At 48.6% G+C, this 24,618-nt stretch carries 26 protein-coding genes, 1 tRNA gene and 2 pseudogenes; 19 read left to right on the top strand and 10 right to left on the bottom strand.

What is annotated here, in order from left to right; genetic code table 11:
* Window positions 1–24 precede the first annotated feature (24 nt).
* The 3 genes from VA597_RS11865 to VA597_RS11855 form a co-directional block, all read right to left on the bottom strand.
* Window positions 25–1,290, bottom strand: coding sequence for an MFS transporter (locus VA597_RS11865; protein WP_128743103.1), 1,266 nt, complete (start codon window positions 1,288–1,290; stop codon window positions 25–27).
* A gap of 32 nt (window positions 1,291–1,322) precedes the next feature.
* Window positions 1,323–2,132: an EFR1 family ferrodoxin gene (locus tag VA597_RS11860; RefSeq protein WP_128743102.1), complete on the bottom strand. Its 810-nt coding sequence runs from the start codon at window positions 2,130–2,132 to the stop codon at window positions 1,323–1,325.
* A 225-nt stretch (window positions 2,133–2,357) separates the two neighbouring features.
* A complete protein-coding gene (locus VA597_RS11855) occupies window positions 2,358–4,346 on the bottom strand; it encodes a hypothetical protein (protein WP_128743101.1) in 1,989 nt (662 codons plus the stop codon).
* A gap of 397 nt (window positions 4,347–4,743) precedes the next feature.
* On the opposite strand from VA597_RS11855, the gene VA597_RS11850 reads away from it, so the two are divergent.
* Both VA597_RS11850 and VA597_RS11845 read left to right on the top strand, forming a co-directional pair.
* Window positions 4,744–6,117 (top strand): APC family permease, encoded by a 1,374-nt coding sequence (locus VA597_RS11850; RefSeq protein ID WP_128743100.1) that lies wholly within the window; start codon window positions 4,744–4,746, stop codon window positions 6,115–6,117.
* A gap of 169 nt (window positions 6,118–6,286) precedes the next feature.
* Window positions 6,287–6,377, top strand: a tRNA-Leu gene (locus VA597_RS11845).
* 69 nt (window positions 6,378–6,446) lie between these two features.
* Here VA597_RS11845 and VA597_RS11840 read toward each other — a convergent pair.
* Window positions 6,447–7,751, bottom strand: a complete 1,305-nt coding sequence (locus VA597_RS11840; protein WP_128743099.1) for a recombinase family protein — start codon at window positions 7,749–7,751, stop codon at window positions 6,447–6,449.
* Between the two features lie 295 nt (window positions 7,752–8,046).
* Between VA597_RS11840 and tnpA the strand changes: the two genes are divergently transcribed.
* The 12 genes and pseudogenes from tnpA (at window position 8,047) to VA597_RS11780 (ending at window position 17,682) form a co-directional block, all read left to right on the top strand.
* Window positions 8,047–8,517 carry an IS200/IS605 family transposase gene (tnpA, locus tag VA597_RS11835; protein ID WP_128742696.1) on the top strand — a complete coding sequence of 157 codons (471 nt, stop codon included), beginning with the start codon at window positions 8,047–8,049 and terminating at the stop codon, window positions 8,515–8,517.
* 157 nt (window positions 8,518–8,674) lie between these two features.
* The gene (locus VA597_RS11830; protein WP_128743098.1) at window positions 8,675–9,493 is read left to right on the top strand and encodes a ParA family protein; all 819 of its coding nucleotides are present in this window, start codon (window positions 8,675–8,677) and stop codon (window positions 9,491–9,493) included.
* Window positions 9,450–10,388 (top strand): ParB/RepB/Spo0J family partition protein, encoded by a 939-nt coding sequence (locus tag VA597_RS11825; RefSeq protein ID WP_128743097.1) that lies wholly within the window; start codon window positions 9,450–9,452, stop codon window positions 10,386–10,388. The genes VA597_RS11830 and VA597_RS11825 overlap by 44 nt, the downstream gene beginning before the upstream one ends.
* Window positions 10,389–10,456: 68 nt before the next feature.
* Window positions 10,457–11,044 carry a hypothetical protein gene (locus VA597_RS11820; RefSeq protein ID WP_128743096.1) on the top strand — a complete coding sequence of 196 codons (588 nt, stop codon included), beginning with the start codon at window positions 10,457–10,459 and terminating at the stop codon, window positions 11,042–11,044.
* Window positions 11,045–11,091: 47 nt separating this feature from the next.
* On the top strand, window positions 11,092–11,682 hold the full coding sequence (locus VA597_RS11815) for a hypothetical protein (RefSeq protein WP_128743095.1): 591 nt from the start codon (window positions 11,092–11,094) through the stop codon (window positions 11,680–11,682).
* Between the two features lie 65 nt (window positions 11,683–11,747).
* Window positions 11,748–13,598, top strand: a complete 1,851-nt coding sequence (locus VA597_RS11810; RefSeq protein ID WP_128743094.1) for a DUF5057 domain-containing protein — start codon at window positions 11,748–11,750, stop codon at window positions 13,596–13,598.
* Window positions 13,599–13,628: 30 nt separating this feature from the next.
* Window positions 13,629–14,495 (top strand): DUF6017 domain-containing protein, encoded by an 867-nt coding sequence (locus tag VA597_RS11805; protein ID WP_128743093.1) that lies wholly within the window; start codon window positions 13,629–13,631, stop codon window positions 14,493–14,495.
* Between the two features lie 57 nt (window positions 14,496–14,552).
* Window positions 14,553–14,918, top strand: coding sequence for a DUF7768 domain-containing protein (locus tag VA597_RS11800; protein ID WP_114175736.1), 366 nt, complete (start codon window positions 14,553–14,555; stop codon window positions 14,916–14,918).
* A 1-nt stretch (window position 14,919) separates the two neighbouring features.
* Window positions 14,920–15,144 carry a hypothetical protein gene (locus tag VA597_RS11795; RefSeq protein ID WP_128743092.1) on the top strand — a complete coding sequence of 75 codons (225 nt, stop codon included), beginning with the start codon at window positions 14,920–14,922 and terminating at the stop codon, window positions 15,142–15,144.
* Between the two features lie 34 nt (window positions 15,145–15,178).
* A pseudogene (locus VA597_RS11790) lies at window positions 15,179–15,669 on the top strand (PcfB family protein).
* Window positions 15,666–17,207 (top strand): annotated as a pseudogene (locus VA597_RS11785) (VirD4-like conjugal transfer protein, CD1115 family); the annotation flags it as partial. The pseudogenes VA597_RS11790 and VA597_RS11785, both read left to right, overlap by 4 nt.
* A gap of 121 nt (window positions 17,208–17,328) precedes the next feature.
* The gene (locus VA597_RS11780; RefSeq protein ID WP_128743091.1) at window positions 17,329–17,682 is read left to right on the top strand and encodes a TnpV protein; all 354 of its coding nucleotides are present in this window, start codon (window positions 17,329–17,331) and stop codon (window positions 17,680–17,682) included.
* A gap of 336 nt (window positions 17,683–18,018) precedes the next feature.
* Here the strand turns inward: VA597_RS11780 and VA597_RS11775 are convergent, their stop codons facing one another.
* The 6 genes from VA597_RS11775 to VA597_RS17785 all read right to left on the bottom strand — a co-directional run bounded on the left by VA597_RS11775 (window position 18,019) and on the right by VA597_RS17785 (window position 21,219).
* The gene (locus VA597_RS11775) at window positions 18,019–18,411 is read right to left on the bottom strand and encodes a hypothetical protein (protein ID WP_128743090.1); all 393 of its coding nucleotides are present in this window, start codon (window positions 18,409–18,411) and stop codon (window positions 18,019–18,021) included.
* Window positions 18,412–18,563: 152 nt separating this feature from the next.
* The gene (locus VA597_RS11770) at window positions 18,564–18,938 is read right to left on the bottom strand and encodes a hypothetical protein (protein ID WP_326974611.1); all 375 of its coding nucleotides are present in this window, start codon (window positions 18,936–18,938) and stop codon (window positions 18,564–18,566) included.
* 114 nt (window positions 18,939–19,052) lie between these two features.
* Window positions 19,053–19,583: a hypothetical protein gene (locus VA597_RS11765; RefSeq protein ID WP_128743088.1), complete on the bottom strand. Its 531-nt coding sequence runs from the start codon at window positions 19,581–19,583 to the stop codon at window positions 19,053–19,055.
* Window positions 19,583–20,212: a hypothetical protein gene (locus VA597_RS11760; protein ID WP_128743087.1), complete on the bottom strand. Its 630-nt coding sequence runs from the start codon at window positions 20,210–20,212 to the stop codon at window positions 19,583–19,585. Before VA597_RS11760 ends, VA597_RS11765 begins: the two co-directional genes overlap by 1 nt.
* A gap of 119 nt (window positions 20,213–20,331) precedes the next feature.
* Window positions 20,332–20,895 (bottom strand): hypothetical protein, encoded by a 564-nt coding sequence (locus tag VA597_RS11755; protein ID WP_326974610.1) that lies wholly within the window; start codon window positions 20,893–20,895, stop codon window positions 20,332–20,334.
* Between the two features lie 63 nt (window positions 20,896–20,958).
* Window positions 20,959–21,219 carry a DUF6442 family protein gene (locus VA597_RS17785; protein ID WP_442872773.1) on the bottom strand — a complete coding sequence of 87 codons (261 nt, stop codon included), beginning with the start codon at window positions 21,217–21,219 and terminating at the stop codon, window positions 20,959–20,961.
* 173 nt (window positions 21,220–21,392) lie between these two features.
* On the opposite strand from VA597_RS17785, the gene VA597_RS11750 reads away from it, so the two are divergent.
* The 5 genes from VA597_RS11750 (at window position 21,393) to VA597_RS11730 (ending at window position 24,617) form a co-directional block, all read left to right on the top strand.
* Window positions 21,393–21,827, top strand: a complete 435-nt coding sequence (locus VA597_RS11750) for a BlaI/MecI/CopY family transcriptional regulator (protein WP_326974609.1) — start codon at window positions 21,393–21,395, stop codon at window positions 21,825–21,827.
* Entirely contained in the window at window positions 21,824–22,975 is a 1,152-nt protein-coding gene (locus VA597_RS11745; RefSeq protein ID WP_156990130.1) for a M56 family metallopeptidase, read from the top strand. Before VA597_RS11750 ends, VA597_RS11745 begins: the two co-directional genes overlap by 4 nt.
* Entirely contained in the window at window positions 22,972–23,229 is a 258-nt protein-coding gene (locus VA597_RS11740) for a hypothetical protein (RefSeq protein WP_128743085.1), read from the top strand. Before VA597_RS11745 ends, VA597_RS11740 begins: the two co-directional genes overlap by 4 nt.
* Before the next feature lie 440 nt (window positions 23,230–23,669).
* Window positions 23,670–24,095 (top strand): RNA polymerase sigma factor, encoded by a 426-nt coding sequence (locus tag VA597_RS11735; protein WP_128743084.1) that lies wholly within the window; start codon window positions 23,670–23,672, stop codon window positions 24,093–24,095.
* 90 nt (window positions 24,096–24,185) lie between these two features.
* The gene (locus VA597_RS11730) at window positions 24,186–24,617 is read left to right on the top strand and encodes an RNA polymerase sigma factor (RefSeq protein WP_128743083.1); all 432 of its coding nucleotides are present in this window, start codon (window positions 24,186–24,188) and stop codon (window positions 24,615–24,617) included.
* The last annotated feature ends 1 nt before the right edge of the window (window position 24,618 follow it).

Raw genomic sequence — 24,618 nt, 5'->3', positions numbered from 1 at the left:
CCGCGGGGAAGCCCGCGGCGTTTCTTACGGAATGGAATCTTCGGCGGACGCGGGACTGTGCGCACGGTTTTCAAGCCGTTTCTCCTTTTCATCCAATATCAGAATCCCTGCTGTTCCAATCAACACGAAAGCTGCCTGAAACAGCCATGTGGGCAGATACCCCATATGCCCGACCATATGCCCCGAGGACAGCGGTCCCAGCGCGCTGCCGGTTCCCTGAACGAACATTGCGAACGAGTTGACTCTGCCGAGATACTGCGGAGGCGCGTGGTCTGCCAGGTACGGCCTGAAGTGGATGCTTTCTAAAATCTCTCCAAAAGTGAAGACAGCGCCGGTAAGCAGAAAGAACGGCATGGATCTTGCAAGGGCGAACAGGAGATAGGAAGTGCCGAATACCGCGCCGCTGATTACAATGATCCGTAGCGGGCGGCGCCGATGCGTCAGCCAAGTCAGAATGGGCGTGAACAGTACGACGATCAGGGAATTCAGCGCCGTCATCATGCTGAAGTTCACCGCGCTGTTCTTTCCGAAAAGGGTCCCAAACTGGAGCGGCAACAAAAAAGTCCATTGGGAATAGGTAAAATGATAGGAAAAACTGAATAGAATCACGAAAAAGAGAACGGGAAGCATCCGAAACAGCCGGAACAGGGAAACATCGTCCTTTGTCTGCTCCAGCCCGGAGAGTTCCGCATTTTCCCTCCATTGGGTTTCCCGGACGGACATCGCGATGATCAGGGTGGAAAGCAATGTCGTTCCGGCGTCGATGAGAAACATCAGCTGCAGGTGGGATTGAAACAGCAGTCCCGCTAGGATCGGGCTGACCGTAAAGCCGATGTTGATCCCCAGATAGATCAGGGAAAATGACGACTGCCGGTTTTCCGGGGTGGAAAGGTCGGCTGCCATGGCGTCATAGGCCGGCATGGATGCGATATAAAGGTCCGCCGCAAGAGTAATGCATGGGATCATCAGGGCACGGTCGGGGAACAGGAAGCAGAGAAAATAAAAAAACGACCCTAGAACCTGACAGCCTACCAAAATCTTCTTCCGGCCGATCCGGTCTGCCAGCTTTCCGCCAAGAATCACTGCAGGGGCCTGAGTCAGGGTCAGAAAGGCGGAAAATCCGCCCGCCTCCGCGGCGGAAAACCCCAATTTCTGTGTTAAAATCAAGGTCAGAAGCGGCTGAATAAAGCCTCCCATGCAGGTGACGATCCTCGCGGCAAACAAAATATAAATTTCGCGGGGAAGATTTGAATAGGGAGAACAGGGACCTTTTTTCATTGTAAAGCGCATGATATTGTTTTCCTTCCGGCAGGTCCAAATTTTCAGAAGAGTTCCGGCTCCCTGCGTGCGGTCAGTCCGATTTCCATCTCCGTTTTATGTCTCAAATAGCCGGGGTCGTCGAAATATTTTGCACCGGCCGGGCATTTTTTCACACATGCGCCGCATTTAATGCAGATTCCCGTCAGAACGGAGGGGTCGTCTGCGCTGATGGACCCCATCGGGCAGACTTTTGCGCAGGTCATGCAGTGCGTGCAGGCATCCGTCGTTTTTGGCTGGACCTTTCTGATATCAACCGATTTATTCTGCGGGTCTTTCGGCTTATAATAGCTTCGATAAGGCGTATTCCCCTTCACTTCAACCGTGCCAAGTTTTCCCTCCGCGATCCTGCTGCCAATCAGGTCTGCAAACCGGTCCGCTTCCGACAGGTCCTTTTCATCGGGCCGGCCCTTGGCAAGAATGCGTGAAAAGGAATGCTCTCCGACAAACGCGGCGCCCGCGATCACCCGGAACCCATCCTCCGCCAGCAGGTCCCGCAGCTCGATCAGCGCGTCGTCGTAGTCCCGGTTCCCGTAGAGGACGACCGCCGCGGCCAGTGCGCCGTTTCCTCGGACGGACTTTATGTATTTCAGCAGCACGTTCGGGACCCTGCCAGCGTAAACGGGGACCCCTGCCACCACGAGATCGCTTTCCCCAAAAGAACACGGAATTTCCCGAGCCTGCGGAAGGGTAAAATCCACGCGGCCCGCCACGGGGCCCCCGCTTTTTTCCGACAGCCGTCCTGCAACCTCCGACACGATTTTTTCCGTTGTTCCCGTGGCGCTGAAATAGAGCGAATGAATGCGATAACTCATTTAAATGCCCCCTGTAATCAATTCCGGCTTTTGCCGTCCTCAGCCGAAAGCGGCGCACTCCGTCCCCCGGCGCCGTGCTTCGTCTGTCAGCCTGTATCCATCGTACATGATTTGCGGCGAAAAAGCAATCGCATTTCAATCATATAACCGGAACAAATCGCGGAAGGATAAAAAGGGCCGCCCCTGCGGAATTGCGAAAGGGGGGCGGCCCAAAGGGGATCGGCTTTATTTTATTGTGATCACGCAGACCTTTTTGGAATCCTGATTGGGAGCGGCAACGTAGATTCCCGTCTTTTGGCCGGAGGCTCCCTTCCCGGTGACTTTGAAGTAGAAATCGTCGCCGGAGTGCTTGACAAGGGAAGTCTGGACGACTCCGGAGGAACCCGCTCCGAAGTCGACGTAAGACGCGCCCCGGGCTGTGATCTTAAACTGATAAGAGGCCCCGGCGGCAAGGCTGAAATCCCCGTTGGTGTCGGATAAAACTTTTATCTGTCCAACCGTCACAACACAGATCTTGACGGCGTCCTGCCCGAGGACCGAAGCGTAAATTCCGGTCTGCTGCCCCGGTTTGCCAACCGCAGTGACTTTGTAGTAAAAGTCATTCCCCGAATGTTTGACCAGAACGGGCTGCACAATGCCTGCGGAGCCGCCGTTGAACTGAATGGAATCGACGCCCGGCGCGGTGATTTTAAACTGATAGCTTCCGCCTGCGGGAAGTTCGAAATCATGGCTGGTGTCGGAAGTGATTTTTACAGGTGCCACCGTGACCGCGCACACCTTCAGCGGCACGCAGCCCGGAGCGTACATATAGAACCCGGCCGCCTCTCCAACCTTGCCCGTTGCCGTAATTCGGTAATAGGTGTCTTTGCCGGAGGTTTTCTCCTTGGAGATGGTGAACATACCGGAGGAACCGGCGTAAAAACTGCTTGCTCCCGTAATCTTGAAAAGATAGCTGGAGCCTTTGGCCAGGGAGAAATCATGGTTGGTGTCCGATTCCAGAATCTTGCTGACCTGTTTTGCAACGGTTACTTTTCCGGCATTTACGGTGTAGCTTTCATCGGAGTCCGGGAAAGAGACCAGGAGAGACGAGCTCGACCCGACGGCTCCGGTGGCCGCAACCGTACAGTAGTAGTCGATCCCGTCCTTCCGCACCGACTGTACGGTAAAGGCACCGGCCTGATCCGGCGCAAAGGAGGGCGTTCCGCCGCCCATGATCGAAAATTTATAAGTGTAAGTTTGTCCGCGCTCAACGGAAACCTCTTTCGGTTCATCGTAAACAACGGACGGCGGGTCGTCGTAGAGGATGGAAACGGCAAAAGCGGCCGTTTCCCCGTTCAGCGTCGCCTGGACCAGAGATTCTCCTTCGTGCTCCGCTTCCATAACATATTCGTATCCGCCCTCGACTTTGCCAACCGGAGTAATGGTGATGTTGTCATTGTACGCAGTCACTTCGGGGGCGGTTCCGGATTTGGTATGAACGACAAAATGATAGGTATCGAAAACGCTGCAGACATAAGTCGATCTTGTATCCATGCTGAGATCGGAATTTTTCGCGATGGAGACACCGCACAGTTTCCGTGCGATGACGTAATCGGAACTGCCGATGTAAAGCGACGCGGTCCGTCCGTCGTTTCCCAGCGCATCGACACGGTAGTAATAATCGTTGTCCTCATACCCTTCCAGAGTGACGGCGACGTCGTCCGGATGATCAGAGACAAGAGTCGGGAAGGTATAGGTTTCCGCGCTCAGATTTTCATAGTGGATCTTTATGTAGCGGCTGTTTCCGGACGGAACGGTGAAGTCGCCCGTCTGGTCGGCGTCCGCGGTATAATCCCACTCATATCCGGTGTCCTGAACCGTAATCTGCCGGGATGCTGCCGTCCCGTCGGACGCGGTCAGGGTGACGGTTGCTTCTCCTTCGCTGTAAGCTTCCAAAACAAGCGTGTAGTACCCGGAATCCTCCGATTCCTCCGTAAGGCTGGTCTTCAAAACGGATTCATCGCTGGACGCGGCCTCCAACGTAACCTCCGGCTGGTCGATCTCGATTTCGTAAAACGTTCTGCTGTGTTTTTCGATGGTTGTCACCGAAGCGAAATCGTGAAGCGAAATAACCGATAAACCGGTTTCCTCCGCAAATGCCATGTTGCCGGTAAACATTGAAACAACCAGTGTGAGTGCAAGGACCATGCTTAAGATGCGATACTGCTTTCTCACGTTTCATTCCCTTTCTGCTGTTAACATCCAACCCGAATTCTTGGGAATTGAGGTCAGTGTCCCCATTTTATAAAGCAAAAAGAGGCAGGAAATCGCAGAAAGGAATATTGCTTAAATTTAATTTTTTTGGAGAATTATAGTATTTTTTTTTCCATGTCCTCATAAAAAAACCTGGCAAAAATCTGTTTTGCTGGAAGAAAGGTCTCCAGTTTTCCCGATTTTTCCAGAATTTCCGCTGCGCAGGAATAAGCGCAGTACATCCCGCGTTTATTGGAAATGCAAAAAATTTTTATGTTGTCATCGGCGTTTTCAATTGCTATACTAAGAAAAGTTGGATTTTTGTCATTTTTATCCTTCATTTAAAAAATAATGGAAATTCTGGGGGGAAGCAGATTTCATGGAAAGCGGTTTGACAAAAAAATATGGCTTGTTCACAGCCATTGCCATGGTAGTCGGCATCGTCATTGGGAGCGGCGTCTTTTTTAAGGCGGAGGCGGTGCTGAATGCAACAGGCGGAAATATGCCGATGGGAATTGCCGCATGGCTGATCGTCGGATTTATTATGATCGTCTGTTCCTACACGTTTGCCGTGATGGCCACAAAGTATGAAAAAATCAACGGCGTCGTTGATTATGCGGAAATGACGGTAGGCAAAAAATACGGTTACTACGTTGGCTGGTTTATGGCAACAATCTACAATCCGACTATGACCTCCGTGCTGGCGTGGGTATCCGCACGCTTTACCTGTGTGCTGCTTGGTTGGGACATTACCGGAGGGGCATGCATGGCAATCTCCTGTTTCTATCTGGTTGGCAGCTATGCCTTGAATTCCCTGTCCCCCGTCCTTGCCGGCAAATTCCAGGTTGCGACTACGGTGATCAAACTGGTCCCTTTGCTTCTGATGGCGATTGCAGGTACCTTGATCGGCCTGACAAACGGTCTGACCGTTCAGAATTTCACCCATGTGGCGGAGACCGGTTCCAGCGCCGGGGGCGGCCTTTTCGCGTCCGTTGTCGCAGTTGCCTTTGCCTATGAGGGATGGATCATTGCGACTTCCATCAATGCGGAATTAAAAGATTCTAAAAAGAATCTGCCCAGGGCTCTGATCTGGGGTTCGCTTATTGTTGTAGCCGTTTATGTTCTCTATTATATTGGCCTCGCAGGGGTTGTCCCGGCGAAAACGTTGATGGAAAATGGCCAGGCTGGTGCAAAGCTTGCTTTTCAGAATATTTTTGGCCCTGTCGGCGGTTCCCTGATCTTTGTTTTTGTCATCATATCCTGCCTTGGCACACTGAACGGCCTGATGCTCGGCTGTACCAGAGGCATGTATTCGCTGGCGGTCCGTGGTTCCGGCCCTTTGCCGGAAGTATTTCGCCAAGTGGATCCTGTTACAAACATGCCTGGCAACTCTTCCATGCTGGGACTTTTGTTCTGCGGAGTTTGGCTGCTTTATTTCTATGGAGCGAATCTTGCGGCCGATCCATGGTTTGGCGTTTTCTGTTTCGATACCTCCGAACTTCCGATTATCACGCTTTATGCCGGCTATATTCCCATATTTATGATGCTGATGATCAAAGAAAAAGACTTGAACGCATTCAAACGGATCGTCATGCCCTTGTTGGCGATATTGGGTTGTATCTTTATGATGGTCGCGGCCTGCATTGCCCACGGAGTGTCCGTTGTTTATTATTTAATCGTATTTGCGGTAATTCTAATTGTCGGAGCGCTGTTTGATCCCTATAAGGAATCGCCCATCAAAAAGGATACTTAGTCGCAAACCGGGAGAGAAAAGGGAAGGGAGCCCTTTCCTTTTCCGTAGATTGTAAATTTTGCATTCTGCCAAAATATTGAAAATCCGATCACTTTCGCGGAGTTTATAAAAAGCGGCTGAAAAAGGTTGACAAGCATAGATTCATATGATAAGATATACAGGCTGAGTTGCGAGAGTGGCGAAATTGGCAGACGCGCAAGATTCAGGTTCTTGTGAACCATTCAACGTTCATGCGGGTTCAAGTCCCGCCTCTCGCACCATGCGGAGTGTCCTTATAGGATCTGAGTATCCTATAAGGACACTCTGCTTTTTTACGCTCAAAATATGTATCATGCGATTTGTGCCGAGGTGTAGCTGACAGCTACGCCTTTTCTTGTTTCCATGAGAACATCCACCTCGGGAATGTCCTTCCGATCCGGCACCTCAAAGGCTCCGATGCAGTTATAATGAATGACCACTTGCTGGGTGGTAATCCCGTCCTCCTGCTTTTCAGCGTGGTACACGTCGATATGGTCAATGAGCTCCGTCACCATACGCTGGGTGAGTGTTTGCGCCCCTGTGTAGCGCCGGACAATATCAAGGAATAAGTCTGTTGTAAGCTGCTGGCCGCCGGACTTTTTGAGCTCCAGCTTTAAGGCTTTGATTTTGGCGGCGTTTTCGCCCTGCTCCTGCTCATACCGTTTGGCCATTTTGGAAAACCGTGCATCGTCGATCTTGCCAGACACGTTATCTTCGTAGAGGCATTCAAAGAGCACATCCAATTCCTTGTCTCGCGCCAGCAGGCCGTCGAGCTCCCTTTGCCGCAGCGAGCGTTCACATGCCGCCGTCTTTGCCGAATGTCCGATTATCTCTTTTACGAAATCATCTTCATACTCGTCGGCAAACTGTGTGAGACGGTGTATTTCCTGCAAAACCACCTGTTCCAGAAAATCCAACCGAATGTAATGGGTGGAGGTGCATTTCCGGTATCCGGTATTGTGGTTGCAGCAGCTAAAAAACTTGATGTCGTGATTTCCCTGATTGAAGTGATAGTTGAGATTGCCGCCGCATTCAGGGCATTTCAGCAGACCGGAAAAGATACTCCGTTCGCCGCTGACCGTCGGTTTCTTCCGGCGGGTGCCACGGCGTAAGCTCTGAACCTTCTCCCACGTTTCCCGGTCAATGACGGCTTCATTGACATTGGGAAATACAACGCGGTTTTCCTCGTCGTTGGCAATACGCTTTTTCATCTTATACGATTTGGAATAGGTTTTGAAGTTAATCACATCACCGCAATACTCCTGCATGGTCAGAATCTTTTTGATTGTGGTATGCCCCCATTGCGTGGGCAAAACGGAGCTTTTTGTCCCGCCGCGATTGATTCCCTTGCTTTGCCAATAGGACATGGGATTGAGAACCCCATCCCGCGCCAGCGCGGTGGTGGTTTCAGAAAGGCCGTATCCGTCAAGTGCCATCTGGTAGATACGGCGGACGACAACGGCTGCTTCCTCGTCCACAATCCAGCGTTTCGCGTTGTCCGGGTCTTTCTGATACCCATAGGGCGGGGGCGAAAGTGGAACGCCGGAATTTCCTTTGAGCTTATTGACGATACGGCGCTTTTTGGAAATATCCTTTGCGTACCACTCGTTGAACATGCGTTATTCGGGAAGGTGAAAACGAAAAGGCAAAGGCTCAGTATTCATGCGGGTTTGCGGCGAAGTGGCTCTCAGTCAAACCCTCTCTCAAACCTGAAAAAACCGGCTGAATGACGAATTGCATATCATTTTAGGACGTTCCTACTTATGGAACGTCCTTTTTCTATTGCAGCTTCAGCGCAAAGAACCACCAGCTTTGCTGGTGGGATAAGAATCTTTAGATACAAGAAAATCTCCTTTTGTTAGAATAGATGCAGGTTTGCCAACCGCATTACCAACAAAAGGAGATTTTGTCATGAAAGACATACAAAGTTTATCACATTCAAAGTGGAGATGCCAGTATCATATTGTATTTGCTCCAAAATATCGCAGAAGAGAAATATATGGGCAGATAAAAGCAGATATAGGCAAGATTTTAAGGAAGCTGTGTGAGCAGAAGGGAGTGGAAATCCTCGAAGCTGAGGCGTGTCCAGACCACATTCACATGCCGGTAAGCATTCCGCCGAATCTCAGTGTGGCACAATTCATGGGCTATCTCAAAGGAAAGAACAGCCTGATGATATTCGATAGGCATGCAAATTTGAAGTATAAGTATGGAACGCGACATTTTTGGTGCCGTGGCTATTTTGTAGACACAGTGGGTCGTAACAAGAAAGCAATTGAAGAATATATCAAAAATCAATTGCAGGAAGATATTGCCTCAGATCAAATAAGTTTCAAAGAGTATATTGACCCGTTTACGGGTAGCAAGGAATCAAAGGCATAAAAGAAGGCCGCTTTAGCGGCGGCCTGTAAAAGTAATGCGGTTGGTAACCTATTTCAGTGCGTCTTGAGACGCGCGCCAGTACTATGCCCTTTCAGGGCTTGTGCATACCACGCGTTCAACGCGTGGTTTTGATTTCAGCGGGAGGTGAAAAAATCACATGACCAATGTAATTGCCATTGCCAATCAAAAGGGCGGCGTCGGCAAGACTACGACTTGCGCCAATCTCGGCATCGGGCTGGCGCAGGAAGGGAAAAAGGTGCTTTTGGTGGACAGTGACCCGCAGGGTTCCCTGACCATCAGTTTGGGCAGTTTCCAGCCCGATCAACTGCCCGTGACGCTGGCGACGATCATGGGCAAGGTGCTGAACGAGGAAATCATCGTCCCCGGTGAGGGATTTTTGCATCACGATGAGGGCGTCGATCTGATGCCCGCCAACATCGAGCTTTCCGGCATGGAGGTTTCGCTTGTCAACGCCATGAGCCAGGAAAAAATCCTGAAACAGTATCTGGACGGCGTGAAGCGCCAATACGACTACGTGCTACTGGACTGTATGCCATCGCTGGGAATGCTCACCGTCAACGCGCTGGCCGCAGCCGACAGCGTTCTCATTCCCGTTCAGGCGCAGTACCTTCCGGTAAAGGGCCTCGAACAGCTTTTGCAGACAATCAATAAGGTACGGCGGCAGATCAATCCGAAGCTCAAAATTGACGACATTCTGCTGACGATGGTGGACAGCCGTACCAACTACGCCAAAGAGATTAGTTCCCTGCTGCGAGATACCTACGGTTCAAAGCTTAAGGTTTTTGATGTAGAGATTCCTCATTCCGTTCGCGCCGCCGAAATCAGCGCGGAGGGCAGGAGTATTTTCACTCATGACCCGAAAGGCAAAGTTGCCGAGGCATATCGGGAACTGACAAAGGAGGTGCTAAAAATTGAAAAGCAGCGCCAAAAACATAAGTCTGAACAGCTACGATGATATTTTTTCCACGGAGGAAACCCGCGAGGACGCCAAGCGGGAAAAGGTCACGGGCATGCCACTTTCGGAACTGCACCCGTTCCCCGACCATCCGTTTCAGGTACGGGACGATGATTCCATGAAAGAAACCGTGGAGAGCATCAAAGAATACGGCGTGTTGGTTCCCGCCATCGTCCATCCTCGCGCGGACGGCGGCTATGAGCTGATTTCAGGCAACCGGCGCAAACACGCCTGCGAGCTGGCTGGGCTTCCCACCATGCCGGTCATCGTCCGCGATCTGGATGATGACGCCGCGACCATCATCATGGTTGACAGCAACATCCAGCGTGAAAACATTCTGCCGAGCGAACGGGCCAAGGCATACAAAATGAAGCTGGATGCCATGAAACGTCAAGCCGGTAGACCTTCTCTTGAAAATGGTGGCCAAGTTGGCCACGATTTACGAGGGATAAAAACCCGTGATTTGATTGCGGAAAACTCAGAGGATAGTGCGCGTACTATCCAGCGGTATATCCGGCTTAACGAGCTGACGCCGCAGCTTCAGCAGATGGTAGACGATAAAAAAATCGCCATGACCCCCGCCGTGGAGCTGTCGTACCTCAAACCGGAGGAACAGACGCTTTTGCTCGACACCATCGAAAGCGAACAGGCCACCCCCTCGCTCTCGCAGGCCCAACGGCTGAAAAACTTCAGTCAGGAGGGCCATCTGAACGAGGACAGTATTCTTGCCATCATGTCTGAGGAAAAGAAGCCGGAGAAAAATGACCTGACCATCAAGGCTGATAAGCTCCAAAAATATTTTCCAAAATCGTACACCCCGCAGCAGATGGAGCAGGTCATCATCCGGTTGCTGGACGGATGGCAGAAAAAGCGGCAGCGGGATCAGGAAAGGTAAAATAACCGTCGTTTCAGGCGTTCCGAAAGGAGCGCCTTTTTTCATGTCTGAATGAAGGAGGAAACCGCATGACAACTGAAAAAATCAACGAAAACAAAGGTAAAAAAGAGGATGAAAAGCGAAAACGCAAATGGCCGTACATTCTTGCAATTCTTCTGTTGTTGCTGCTTCTCCTGCTGCTTTTATTACGGAGCTGCGGAAATCAGCATCCAGCACCAAACCCGCCACCTTCCAGTTCCGTTCCATCATCGTCTGCTCCGTCTCTGGACGATACCGGGAGCGCGGAGCCGGGAAGCGGCAGCACCCCGTCCCGGCAGGAAATCCTGTCCCGGCTTCAAAAGCAGGAAGTCACCGTCACCGACAGGGTAAGCGCGCAAGCGTCCTTTTCCAGCGGGACGAAAGGCGGTGCCGGAACATGGGAAGTGGAAAATCCGGCTTCCAATACCGTCATTATGCAGTGTGAAATCACGCTGGACGGTGAAACCGTGGCAAAATCCGCGCCGATCTATCCGGGGCAGCACATCGACGGCCTCTCTCTTTCCAAGCAGGTTTCACCCGGAAATTACAGCGTCACGGCGACAATCAAGTATTATAACAAAACAACTAAGGCTTACCTCGGGATGGCCGACTACAAAATCCGTCTTTCCGTTTCGTAATCAGCCGGACGGTCCGGTTGATATAAAAATTTATGGGAGGTTTTCAAATGAAAAACAGGTTTAGAAAGGTTCTCGCGGGCATCATCACCTTTGCCGTGCTCGGCGTGACGGCGGCAGTCCCGGCGCTCGCCGCCGACAAAACCGACACCGGCACGGGCAGCATTACGGGGAACGTGACGATCAACGGCTCCATTTCGCCGCTGACCATCTCCGTCACACATCCGATCAACGTGGCCTACGCCATCAGCCCGGACGCCGAAACCTTCACCGCGCCTGACATCACAGTGACCAACAATACCAAGGTCGCGGTGATCGCCACGGTGGAATCCCTGAAAGCCGCTTCGGGCGGGACGCTTACCTTCACCGACGTTGATCCGTCCGCAAAAGCGTGGCGCTCGCTCAACCTCGCGGATTCCAAAAAGTACATCGCGCTCGGCATTTCCGCGAAGGGCAATTCCGGCTGGAACAGCGGGTACAGCACGTCCACCCATTGGGCGGTGAATGATTCGCCGTTACAGGTCGGGACGCTGAATCCGAACACTTCCGGCGCGCTGTCCCTGACGGCAGATTACGGCCTCGCGTTCGACGGGGCATACACGGCCAACCATCAGCTTGTTTTCCAGTTCCAGCTTGCATAAAGACATGAGTGGGAATCGGCCGGGATTTTCCCGGCCAACCTTCCACGCCGAAAGGGGGTTTCTATTTGAGACAATCATTCAGGCGGCTTTTTCTCGTCCCGTTGCTTGCCGCCGGGATTCTGCTGTCCGGCGCTTCACCCGCGTTCGCGGCCTCCGCCACATCGGTTCTGACATTGACCGCGACGCCGAACCCGTCTGGGAACTATGTGGCGCTGAGCTGGACGAACAGCGACAAAGGCCAGCCATACAGCTACATGCTTTATTCAAAGTCCGCGCATGAATCGACCTCCCAGAGCATCCCATCCAAAGACAGCGCAAAGGTTCTGAACATCTATCCCGTTGTTGCGCCGACCGTTTCCTTTACGACATGGCAGGGAAAGAGCTACACCCTGCCAAAATCGGCTTCTCTGAAAATGTGGATGGAAACGCCGAACGAATACGATTCCAAGGGTTACGGCAAGGGCCTCATTTCCGTGGACACCGTGTCGATTTCCGATTTCAACGCCAACCCTGACGCTTATCTGAAAAACCCGGACGGAACTTATAAATACGACGTGCTGTATTTCGGCGCGTGGGATGCTTTTGCAAGTCAGGATTTGTCCGCTGCGGCAGAAAGTAAAACCGACGCCTTTATCAAGACCGGGCGCGGCGTTCTGTTCGGGCATGACACGATGGTGGAGAACGACGGTATCTCCATGCCGAACTTCTTCAAACTCGCCCACTACTGCGATATTCAGACTATCCCGCATTATACCGTTCTCGGCAGTTCGCAGATCAAGGTTTCCAAAAAGGGTCTGCTCACCAATTACCCGTGGAAAATCGGGGACGTGGGTACGGTTTTGAACGTTCCGATGTCCCATTCCAATCAGCTTGCTTTCGGGGATGTCTGGATGACGTATCAGCCGCCCTACACCTATAGCGGAAGCGCGGAGGCCACCGGCTCCGGTGGGCAGGGCACCAACACCTTTTATCTAACAAGCTGGTCGAATTGCGCCATGATTCAGACTGGCCATTCCAACGGCGAGGCGACGCCGGACGAACAGCGCGTTACCGCTAATACCCTGTTTTACCTTGCTCAGATCACGACCGACACAAGCTGGAACGATCATAAGGGGCAGGACTTGGACGCGCCGGACAAACCGGCTATTTCCGGCGTTACGCACAATTCCGGCTGGACGCGGTATACCGTCAATTATTCCTCGCAGGACAACGCCACCGGCTATCAATACTATGTGGAGGCCACCGGCCAGAACGACGGCGCGAAATACGATTCCCCGGTTATTTCCACTTCTTTGAAAACCGGGATAAAGGGCTACTCCATCGTGGTGGACAACAACCCTGATACCGTTCCGGACGGGAGCATTACAACCACATCGGACAGTTTCACTTTTTCCCGGCCATCCGGCAGCAGCTTTTACATCCATATAGCCGCCGTGGACAACGCCGGGAATATCTCGGCTGTCACGCACTACCATACGGATGAACTCGCCTCCGTGACGCATCCGGTCAGTGTCAGTTACGCGATTGACCCGAACAGCAGTACACCGTTCACCGCGCCGGACATTCCAATCACCAACCACTCCACTTTTCCCGTCCGGGTTTCCGTCGCGGGGCTGAAAGCGACTTCCGGCGCCCCCACGTCCTACTCGGATTGGAGCAGCCTGACGGCGGCGCAAACCGGAAGTGGAATCGCGCTCGGCGTGGGAATCAGTAACACAGCCGGTTCGGGCTGGACGGCGGTTGATCGGGGAACTCCCGTTTACACGGGCGATCTCGCGTCGGAAGTGCCGCTGGGAACGCTTGGCGCGAACGGAGCATCGGGAAATCTGGCGCTTACCGCTAAATTCGGTTTGGCGTGGGTAAAGACAACGAATGTGTCACATGAGCTGACGCTGAATTTCACGATTACCAACTAAGCCAGTCGTTTGAGGAAGGGAGTGATACAAATGGCGGTTTTTCGTGTTGAACGGACGCGGGATTACACAGTTATGAGCAACCATCACCTGAAAAACAGGGCCTTGTCCCTGAAAGCAAAAGGGCTGCTGTCCATGATGCTCTCCCTTCCGGACGATTGGGATTACACCACGCGGGGCCTTGCCTCCATCTGCCGCGAGGGAGTGGACGCCATCGGAAAAGCGCTCAAGGAACTGGAAAACGCGGGCTATATGGAGCGCCGCCAGCTTCGCGGAAAGGACGGGCGCATCACAGACACCGAGTACACCATCTACGAACAGCCGCGCAAGCCGCCGGATACGGATTTACCAGATACGGAAAAGCCGTATCTGGATAACCCGGATATGGGAAAACCGGATACGGAAAACCCCGCGCAATTAAATACTAAGGGAACTAATATTCCTAAAAAATCAAATACGTATGGAGTAAATCCTTATCAATCCAATCCGGCAGATCAAAAACCGGAGGCCGTTGCCCCGGCTAATTCGATGGATGCGACAGATACCTACCGCGAAATCATCAAAGAGAATATTTCCTACGACGTTCTGCAGCAGAGGTGCGATCCGGAACGGCTGGATGAAATCGTGGGCATCATGCTCGATACTGTGTGCAGCCGGAAAAAGGAAATCCGGATCGCCGGTGAGGATATGCCCGCCGAAACGGTGAAAAGCAGGCTTTTGAAGCTCGACGACAGCCATATCGAATATGTGCTGGAGTGTCTGGATAAAAACACCACCGACGTCTGCAACATCCGAAGCTACATCCTGACCGCGCTGTATCAAGCACCGACCACCATCAGCAGCTACTACTCGGCGCTGGTCAATCACGACATGTACGGAAGCGGCCCACCCGGACGGTAAACGTCCCGCGCGGGCTGTTTTTGTACCCAACAAAAACCGGAAAGGAGTAATTTTATCATGAAACGACCCCTCGCATACATCACCGCCCCGTGGAGTGCGGACGAAATAGAAAACACCGAGGACGCGGCGCGGTATTGCCGCAAAATTTACGACGCGGGCTTTTCGCCAATCTGCCCGATCCTGTTCCTGCCGCTTTTTCTCAACGACGCCATCCCGCAGGAACACAAGGACGGCATCGACATTGCCTGCAACTTTCTGCGCCGCGCCCATGTATTGGTGGTCTGCGGCAGGAATGTGGACGAAACTGTAAAAAACGATATTGCCACGGCGGAACGGCTGCACATCACCGCCACCACGCTGGACGGCATTCTCACCGTCAAGGGACAGGGCCGGGAAAAGGACGCGGAAAAGGAGCGGAGGTAACGTGCCGGACTATCAGAAAATGTACCACTCGCTGTTCAACGACGTGACCGACGCCATCTCAAAGCTCCAGCAGGCGCAGCAGAAAACCGAGGAAATGTACATGGACAGCAAAGAAACCGTCCTCACACCGTTCCTGAAAAAGGGTGAGAAAAAAAGGCCGGACAGTCGGTCCGACGGGAAACCGGCTCCGGCAAAGAAAAAGCCGCCTTCCCAAGATGAACGGTAACGGGGCGGCTTTGCCATGACAGGAGGTGTTCTATTTGCAGGAAGAAATCGAAAACCGCTCCGTGACGCTCATCATCAGCGGCACGAAGCTCACGGGCCGGGTGCTCAAAGCGGCGATTGCCAAATATCTGACCCACCGGAAGGAGAAGAAAATTGCGAAGGCCCGCGCCGGTCCCGTGGTCCCTCACGGCAGGCAGACGGTGAAGCAGCTCGTCGGGCAGAATGCGGGCGTTTCCAACATTGAAATTACCGACAGCAACATCCGTTCCTTTGATCGCGTGGCGCGAAAATACGGCGTGGACTACGCCGTCAAAAAAGACCGCAGCGTGTCGCCGCCCAAATATCTCGTCTTTTTCAAGGCGCGGGACGCGGACGCGCTCACCGCCGCTTTCACCGAGTTTACGGCGAAAACGGTAAACCGGACGAAAAGGCCTCCGTCCTCTCGCGGCTCCGGCAGTTCAAGGATCTGGTCAAGGCGAATACCGTTGACCGGGTGAGGCATAAGGAACAGGAGCGGGCGCGATGAGTGAAAAAACGAAAAAGCTGCTCCTGATGAATCTGCCGTATCTGTTCGTCGCGCTGTTCGCCACCAAGTTCGGGCAGGCGTGGCGGCTGACCGCAGGCGCGGACGCTTCGGGAAAGCTCCTGCACCTGACGGACGGCCTTACCGCCGCGTTTTCCTCCCCGCTGCCGAGCTTTTATCCGGCCGACCTCGGCGTGGGCGTCCTTCTCGCCGCCGCCCTCCGGCTGGCGGTCTATTTTAAGGGCCGGAACGCCAAAAAGTTTCGTAAAAACGTGGAATATGGCTCGGCCCGCTGGGGCAAAGCCGAGGACATCAAGCCGTACATCGACCCTGTTTTTGAAAACAACGTCATTCTCACGCAGACGGAACGGCTCACCATGAACAGCCGCCCGAAGGACCCCAAGACCTCCCGGAACAAAAACGTGCTGGTCGTCGGCGGCTCCGGTTCCGGCAAGACGCGATTTTTCATCAAGCCGAACCTGATGCAGTGCGATTCCAAGGATTATCCGACAAGCTTCGTTGTCACGGACCCGAAGGGCAGCATTGTCGTGGAGTGCGGAAATCTCCTGCGGCGCAGGGGCTACCGCATCAAGATTCTCAACACCATCAACTTCAAAAAGTCCATGAGATACAATCCCTTCGCGTACATCCATTCGGAAAAGGACATCTTGAAGCTGGTCACGGCGCTCATCGCCAACACCAAGGGGAACGGCAAATCCGGAGATGACTTCTGGGAAAAAGCAGAAACTCTCTTTTACACGGCGCTCATCGGCTACATTCACTATGAGGCTCCGGTCGAGGAACAGAATTTCGCCACGCTGATCGAGTTTATCAACGCTTCGGAGGTCCGGGAAGATGATGAGGAATTCAAAAATCCAGTGGATCTCATGTTTGAGGCGCTGGAAAAAGAAAATCCGAATCACTTCGCTGTTCGGCAGTATAAAAAGTACAAGTTGGCGGCGGGCAAAACAGCAAAAAGTATCCTTATTTCCTGCGGAGCAAGAATGGCCCCCTTCGACATTCAGGAGCTGCGTGACCTGACGGCCTACGATGAGTTGGAGCTGGACACTCTGGGCGACCGGAAAACAGCCCTGTTCATCATCATTTCAGATACTGATGACACCTTTAACTTTTTAGTTTCGATGGCCTACACGCAGCTTTTCAACCTGCTTTGCGAAAAGGCCGACGACGTGTACGGCGGGCGTTTGCCCGTCTACGTCAGGTGTTTGCTCGACGAATTTGCCAATATCGGGCAGATCCCCAAGTTTGAAAAGCTGATTGCCACCATACGAAGCCGTGAAATCTCGGCCTGCCTTGTTTTGCAGGCGCAGAGCCAACTCAAGGCCCTGTATAAAGACAACGCCGACACGATCATCGGCAACTGCGACAGCGCCATTTTCCTCGGCGGCAAGGAACGCACGACCTTGAAGGAACTGACCGAATCTCTTGGGAAAGAGACGATCGACACTTACAACACCGGCGAAAGCCGGGGTCGTGAGGTTTCCCACAGCCTCAATTATCAAAAATTGGGGAAGGATGTGCCATACTTGTTCGTGAAGAGTTCGGTTGCCCACAAAATTTACGGACAGGGACACGATCAATTGGACTCTTCGCGGAGGTGCTAAAGAGAACGGCATACCAACAAGAAAAGGAGTGACCGCAATGGCAGATCTGGCCTATTCCCGCTGCGGAGATTTCTACATTCCTGACTTGGCTCTTACCGGTCAGCCGGACAAGCCTATCGGCAAATACGGGCGCATGAGAAAACGATATTTGCGAGAACACCGCCCTTGCTTGTATAGCAGCCTGATTTTGAGCGAAAAACTGTACCCGCACTTACTGGAAATCGACGAAACGGCAAACCGCAGGCTTGAAAGAATAATGCCGGAATTGATGAAATCAGTAGGTGTAACAGAGCGGTTGAAAGCCAGCGATCCCATGAAATGGGTTGGCCTGATGAACACGTTAAGGGCGCAGGCCGAAGAAATAATCTTGTCAGAATTAATCTATGTATAATGGGTGGATTATATTACGACAAAAGAAGCAGCGAAAAATTTGGGAATTACAGACAGAATGGTAGTGTACCATTGCTCTGCCAGACGGTTTAAGGGAGCTAAAAGAAACGGGAAATACCATGGCTTGTTCCCGCTGACTTGATCGAGCAATATTCAATTTTTCTGGTTTTGCTTAACGAAAAAAGCTGAAACCGTATCGGTCACCAAAAATGGTATTGCTTAGAACATCGCGTTATGAAACGCGAAAAGCCGGAGTAGCCAACACCATTCGATGCAGGTACCCCGACCATTTTGCATGAACATTTTACAAATGCTTTTGAAGGAAGACGTAACCCTACTATGAATCATTCCGCTTAATATGGATAATTGACTTTATTGAATTATATATTCCCAATAATGCTTCCGGAATGAACAGGAAGTAGATTCTGTCTATCCATCTTCCCTTAGGGTATGAAAAAGCCTTACCAGTTATTGTTTCTGCTATTCCACTGACGATGAATAACAAGACAATAGATACTAAAATGGCTATTACAAATTGTTTTTTATTTTGATTCATACTGTCTGGAACGGCTTTATAAGTCGCTATAAGAACAAAGACTCCTAACAAGAGAAAAAGCCAAAGGAACGGTGCATTTAACTGCAGAGCCAATTCTCCTGACCAAACAAATATAAAAGCTACATGATATAAGATGGATATTATCAGGGCAATACATTTTGCGGTCTGATTCATAAACGATCACCTACTAAGTTTACCAAAATTCATGGTATGGGCATAATATTCTTATCGAATTATTCAAGATTGTTCCATCTTACCTAGTTAATGAGCAAGGCTACTACAAAACTTTCATCTTGTAATAGCCTCTTCATTTGATTGAACAATACTCAACTTTTCTGGTTTTGCTTAACGAAAAAAGCTGAAACCATGTCGGTCACCAAAAATGGTATTACGTAGAACATTGCGCTATGAATCCAAGCTTGCTTTAAAATCATTGGATCTTTTACAATAATTGCATGCTCTTCGATAATCGCCAACAAGATAGCAGTAATAATGGCAAGGCAAACATAGACTGCCGTAGGAAGTACTCCTTTAACACCGATACCTCTTAATCCGTCATAAATGAAAAGAAATATTGAAAGGCAAATACTTACGATCAAAAGAAAGCTTGGAAATTCATGTATAAAACTAGTGAAATATACCGTTACAAACAAAGCGGTGTAAAATGTAAGTATGACCCTATGTTTCAGCATAGCTTTCACCTTTTTTGTATAAGCAACATTTATTGTTCAGTGTGTATCCTGATTACCGCCCTCTGAGGTGATACAAAAGAGAAGCAGAACTGCAGTTAACTCTCCGCGCTTGTTCTGTTGAAATTAGAATTGTCTAAAACAATGTCTCAGAAAAAGCCCTTCATTATGCACCAGATCGGATAATAAATTTGAAATTTCAGAAGATTGATCTAAGCCATATACTACTGTGCTAAAAGATTCAGACTCAATGACGATAAGGATGGATATTTCTCGAAAATAAATAGAAAAGCATCCGTTTTTTCCTATTGTATCAAATAGCAAAGACTCCATTTCATCAATAGAAATTCTTTGATAAGTTTTCTCCGTATTTCGATATTGATCCGTACCGGGAACCTGTTGAGGAAACTCAGACTGTATGACGGTGTAGGGATAGTAACAGATGAATTTCAGTATGATTCGAAAGCATTTTCTTAAATAGTCTTGAAATTCAGTTTTCAGAAAGTACTGTTCCACATCACCATACCATGTGGTAGATTTAGGTATTTGCTCAGGAAAAATATCTACAATATCGCACTGCGGAGATTGTATCATCCCTTCTGTTACTTGATTTATTTGATTAATCGCATCGACATCAATAAGTTCACCTTTATCCACTATTTTCTTAACACCTTTCCGTCTTTGTCCAAAGTAGCTTTTCTTTCTCCACTTGGATTTTTAAGTTTCCATTCGCTCCCACCATGCGAATTATCTCCTGCTCTATCCTTTTCGATAGTCCATCCCCCCTTTTCTTTGTATTTTACTGATTTCCCAGACACTTTCTGATTGAATTTTCCTAAGTCAACGCTGTTTCCTGATCTCAATCGTGATGGGATACTATCAATAACACTCTGAAGAGCGCGTTGTTCTGCAAACCAGTGGGTTACTGTGTTATATAGCCACGTGCCAGCTGTTACAATAACTCCGGCAACTATAATAGCTCCCGTGGCTGTAATAAGCACCTCTCCCACGCCGGGAATAAAATAAGCTCCAGCAGCAATTGCTGCACCGGCGACCGCAGGTCTAATTTGACCTTGCGATACGGGGGTAGCTTTGTCTAGTAACGATATAAATTCGTTTTGGCTATAATAATTCCCATTGATGTAAACTCCCTGTTCCACAATTGTAACAGATGCTGTCTTCCTAGATGACACTTTTGATTCTGCTGCAAAAGCTGATACGCAGGTGGAAAAAACTAATGCCAACGTTAATATGGAACTAATTACCCTTCTGAACTGCTTATTCATATTGTATACCTCTTTCTTTTAAATATCTATGCACTCATTCCCTGCGAATCTTAGAATATTTAGCCATTGTATATCTTCCCAACCTAAAAAGTACGTTTTATTGACGAAAAACGACTTGTTTACCCGCCGAAACAATACTCTTGTATAGTTGCGATTCCGAGGACTTCTTCGGCTAGCTTCTGAATTGACTTACCGACATCTGCTTTCACATTTGGCGGTATAGCATTTCCTGCTTTGGCATAGGCAATCAGAGCGGCGGCGGCTTTTTTTACACCACCGATAGCTTTAACATATTTCCTGATTTTGAGTAGCTTGGCACCTGCAAATACGGTTCCACCAATAACCACCGTAATAGCAGCCGCACATTTAGCTCCATCCCAAAAATCTTGTGTTGTAATCTCATTGGAGCTTACCATAAGTTCTTTTTGAGTTTTAAACTCTAATCCCTTGAGTTTAAAGTAGTCACGGATTTCCGTATCGCTGGCTGTTTTCAGAAACTCATCGGGAGCTTCCATAAGAATGCTGAATGCCGTTTCTAAATATTGTAGGTCAGAATCCTTTATGGAAGTTGTTTTGCTGGATGCGATATCTGCATCCACATTACTTGTAGTGGCTGCAAATGCATCAATGCTCGCCGTAGACATAATGACCAATGCTAGGAACAAACTTACAAGTTTCTTCATTTTTAGACCTCCTTCACATATTAAAAGCGGCTGGGAAGATATCACTTTAATAAGTAGGGTTACCTATATAATAAGAAAAAGTAAAAGTGCGGAGATGCAAACAACGACAGAGGCTATAAAAATGACAATATCAATCTTTGCTCGGGTAGTTTTCATTTTCTTATAGCTTTCTAATGCTTCAACGCAAGCGGATAGTGACACAATATCATAGGGATTTTCCTTTCTTAGGCAGGAAACTATTATAAAAATTACGATAAGTATCGATGTGATGCCGTAACTTAAAGGCGACGTTTCTTTTCCTGATTTTGGATTCCTTTGGTGCATAGTCTTTCTCCTTTTATAGATCTTGCAATAAGGCATTTTAAGATTAATATATTATATCAACCGTTGATATAATAGCACAAATGGTTGTTACTGTCAACAAAAAATATTAACTATTGACTTATTTTATTAATCTTTGCTATAATAACACTATCAAATTATGAGGAGAAGCTCAAATGAAAAGCAGAAATTACGTAAAACTTACTAACAGAGAGCTCGAAATAATGAAAGTATTGTGGAAATCAAACAATTCATTGACTGCTACTGAAATATCGGAGCTTACAGAGGACAGCAACTTCAGTATTTTTAGTGTACAAAACACAATTAAATCATTGCTCTCCAAGAAAGTCATTGGAGTATCATCTTATACAAAGGTTTATAAAACAAACGCACGTGAATATAAACCTTTGTTAAGCGCTAATGATTTTGCGACAATGCAGTTTACACATTATTTTGATCCGAGCAAGGAAACTGCAATTCCTCATCTAGTAGCAACCCTGCTTAAACTGGAAAATACGGAAAATGAATCAAACGTTATCGATGAACTTGAAAAAATGTTAAATGACAGAAAAAAAGAAATTGAGAATGAAAAATCGGGTGATACAAGGTGATATCAATATGGAGCATATTTGTTACAATTATAATTAGCAATTTGCTAGTTGTATTATTTTGCTTTCTGTCAAAGAAAACATCATATATTAAGATGCTTGGGATTCCGGTACTTCTCACGCTGTTGTTAATGATAATTGTGAGGATATTAATACCCATGGAATTTCCATATACAAAGGTGTTTTTTTCAACTAATCTTCTGCCAAAGATTGATACTTTTTTACGAACTCCTTTGTCTACAGTTTTGATGTTAAAGAACATTAGTCTGTTTTCTCTAATAGGTGTCGTTTGGCTAACCGGTATAGTAATCAGCATGATAAGATTATTGAGCAATCAATATCATCTCAAAAGATCATTCAAATTTTGTCCTGTAAAAACAGATATAGATCAAGACATTTTTCTAAAAGTAGCCTCTGAATATAAATTGCCAAAGCGATTAAAAATTATTGAAACATCCGCTGTATCAATACCAATGATTTTTGGATTTGTTTCTCCGACAATTGTATTTCCAATATCAAATTTTACTAGTGAAGAACAGTATTTTGTTCTCAGGCATGAGTTAGAGCATTATCATAATAGGGATATTTGGGTTAAAACTTTGATCGAGTTAATCTGCGCTATTTATTGGTGGAATCCATTCGTTTATGCGTTACGAAAAAGATCTGATTGCATTCTTGAAATAAATGTTGATTTCTCTATAAGTAAAACATGGGAAGAAACTAAGAGACTGCGATACTTACAATTCCTCTTGAATACCTACAAAAAGTCCAGGCTATCTACACAAAAAATAATACATGGCACATTGGGTGTTATAGATAGCAATAATCAGCCAGAGATCGTACAACGTTTTGAGTTATTGTTTCCGCGTGAAAGACCAAGATATTCGAATATCAGAATCTTTATAGCGAGTATAATGTCAGCCGTCATATTAATATTTTCTTTTTCCTGCGTTATACAGCCGCAATATTCATTGCCAAGTGATCGCGAGCCCGATTTGGTTGCGTTAACACCGGATACGGCATATTTGGTTAAAATGCCTGATGGACAATATGATGTTTATTTACATAACGCCGGATATTTAACTACTATAAAAGGACTCGAAGAGCCATATAAGAATTTGCCAATAAAAGAAAGAGAGGAAAGAAAATGAAAGCCATTAAGAAAACCTTAACAAAAGTTATAGCCTTAGCTTTGCTATTTCAAACCTTATTGAGCGGAGCCTTGTGTACCACTGCGGAAGCTTCAACAGTATCTGCCAAAGGGATATCCTCTGCTGCTGACCAAATAATGACAACACAAGCAACACAATATGTTTGGTTCGTTAAAAAAATCAATGGAGCGTATTACAAAAGACAATTTAACCGCACTACAGGGCGATGGGTTGGAGAATGGACACCAGCATAACCCACTCGACCTATCATAAAAATGACCCGCCAAATAAAAAAAACGTAAATTTGGTGGGTCTATTCCTATGCTTGAATAAACGCTTTTTCCCTTCCCTCCAGACTTACGAGTTTGGAGGGCTTTTCTATATGTGTTCAATGTTCCATGAACTACAGGCGACCGCTGATAGTCAGCGGTCGGGCGTGATGAAGCGGACATCTATCTGTTATGCGTCGCTCTAATAAGTAATCTGTCAAAAAAAGCCTGTGCGGTTCTAAGGATAACCCTGCCTATCAACAGGAATCAATCAATCATATTAAAGAGGACTTCACATTTCCTCTCCCTTTCAAAGCTCATCTGGATTCTGTCCAAGTGAGCTTTTTTGCACTCGTTTTTCCGCATTGTCGCTCGCCTCCCAATCCTTTCTGAAATTTCAAATCTTTCAGAAAGGACAGAAAATCATGGAGGTATCTATCAAAATCAGCGGACAAGCCGTGCCCGTTGAAGTTACCGTTGAGATCTGTGAATATCTTGACCAAGCCGAGCATAAGGTCGAAAATCTTGCCCATGAACAGCGCCGTCATTGGGACAGGCGGGAATTCGATGAATACATAGTCGCACGTGAGGGATGCTGTTATTCCGAAACGCCGGAGCAGTGGCTCTGCCGAAAAGAAACCTTGCAGGAAATCATGTCAGTGTTGGAAAGCTGCACAAAGATTCAGCGACAGCGGTTTCTTCTCTTTGCGATGCATGGACTAAGCTATTCAGCGATTGGAAAACTCTGCAATTGTTCCAAATCTGCCGTTCAGGACAGCATTGAAGCAGTACGCAATAAATGCAGGAATTTTTTTGCGTACCCACCGTACGGAAAGGAATTTTCAGGCTAATCAAGTGAAGGGCATTTGCCCTATCACATGAGTAAACGGGACAGGCAGGTTTAATCTGTCTGTCCCGTTCGCTGTCTGGAGGTTAGCCGTATGCCTACAATCAATCTGCGCAAGTATTACCCGCTCCTTACAGAAGATCATTTTATTGAAGTTAGCGACGAGGTTGCTGAAGCCATTCTTTTAGCTACTCGTCAGGAAAACAATTACCGTCAAAGAACATATCGACACAAAGCCTACTATTCTCTGGATCGCGGCGACGGCATTGAAAACAGCATTCTTCACACGGAGCCGTCGCCCGAAGAAATCCTTATGCAAAAAGTTTCAATGCAACAGCTTTATGAAGCTCTTGACCACCTGCCGCCCATTCAGGCGCGGCGCGTGTACGCTCATTACATACTTGGCATGAAGAAAGTGGATATTGCCCGCGCCGAAGGCGTAAACAGCAGCGGCGTATGCGATTCCGTGAGAAAAGGCGTGAAAAATCTCAGGCACTATTTTGAAAAAAAGAAATGGATGGAGTGAT

Origin of the sequence: Caproicibacter sp. BJN0012, assembly GCF_035986805.1 — a bacterium.
Taxonomy (GTDB): Bacteria; Bacillota; Clostridia; order Oscillospirales; family Acutalibacteraceae; genus Caproicibacter.
The sequence above is the reverse complement of the archived record's forward strand: the minus strand, read 5'-3'. Positions and strand labels throughout refer to the sequence as shown.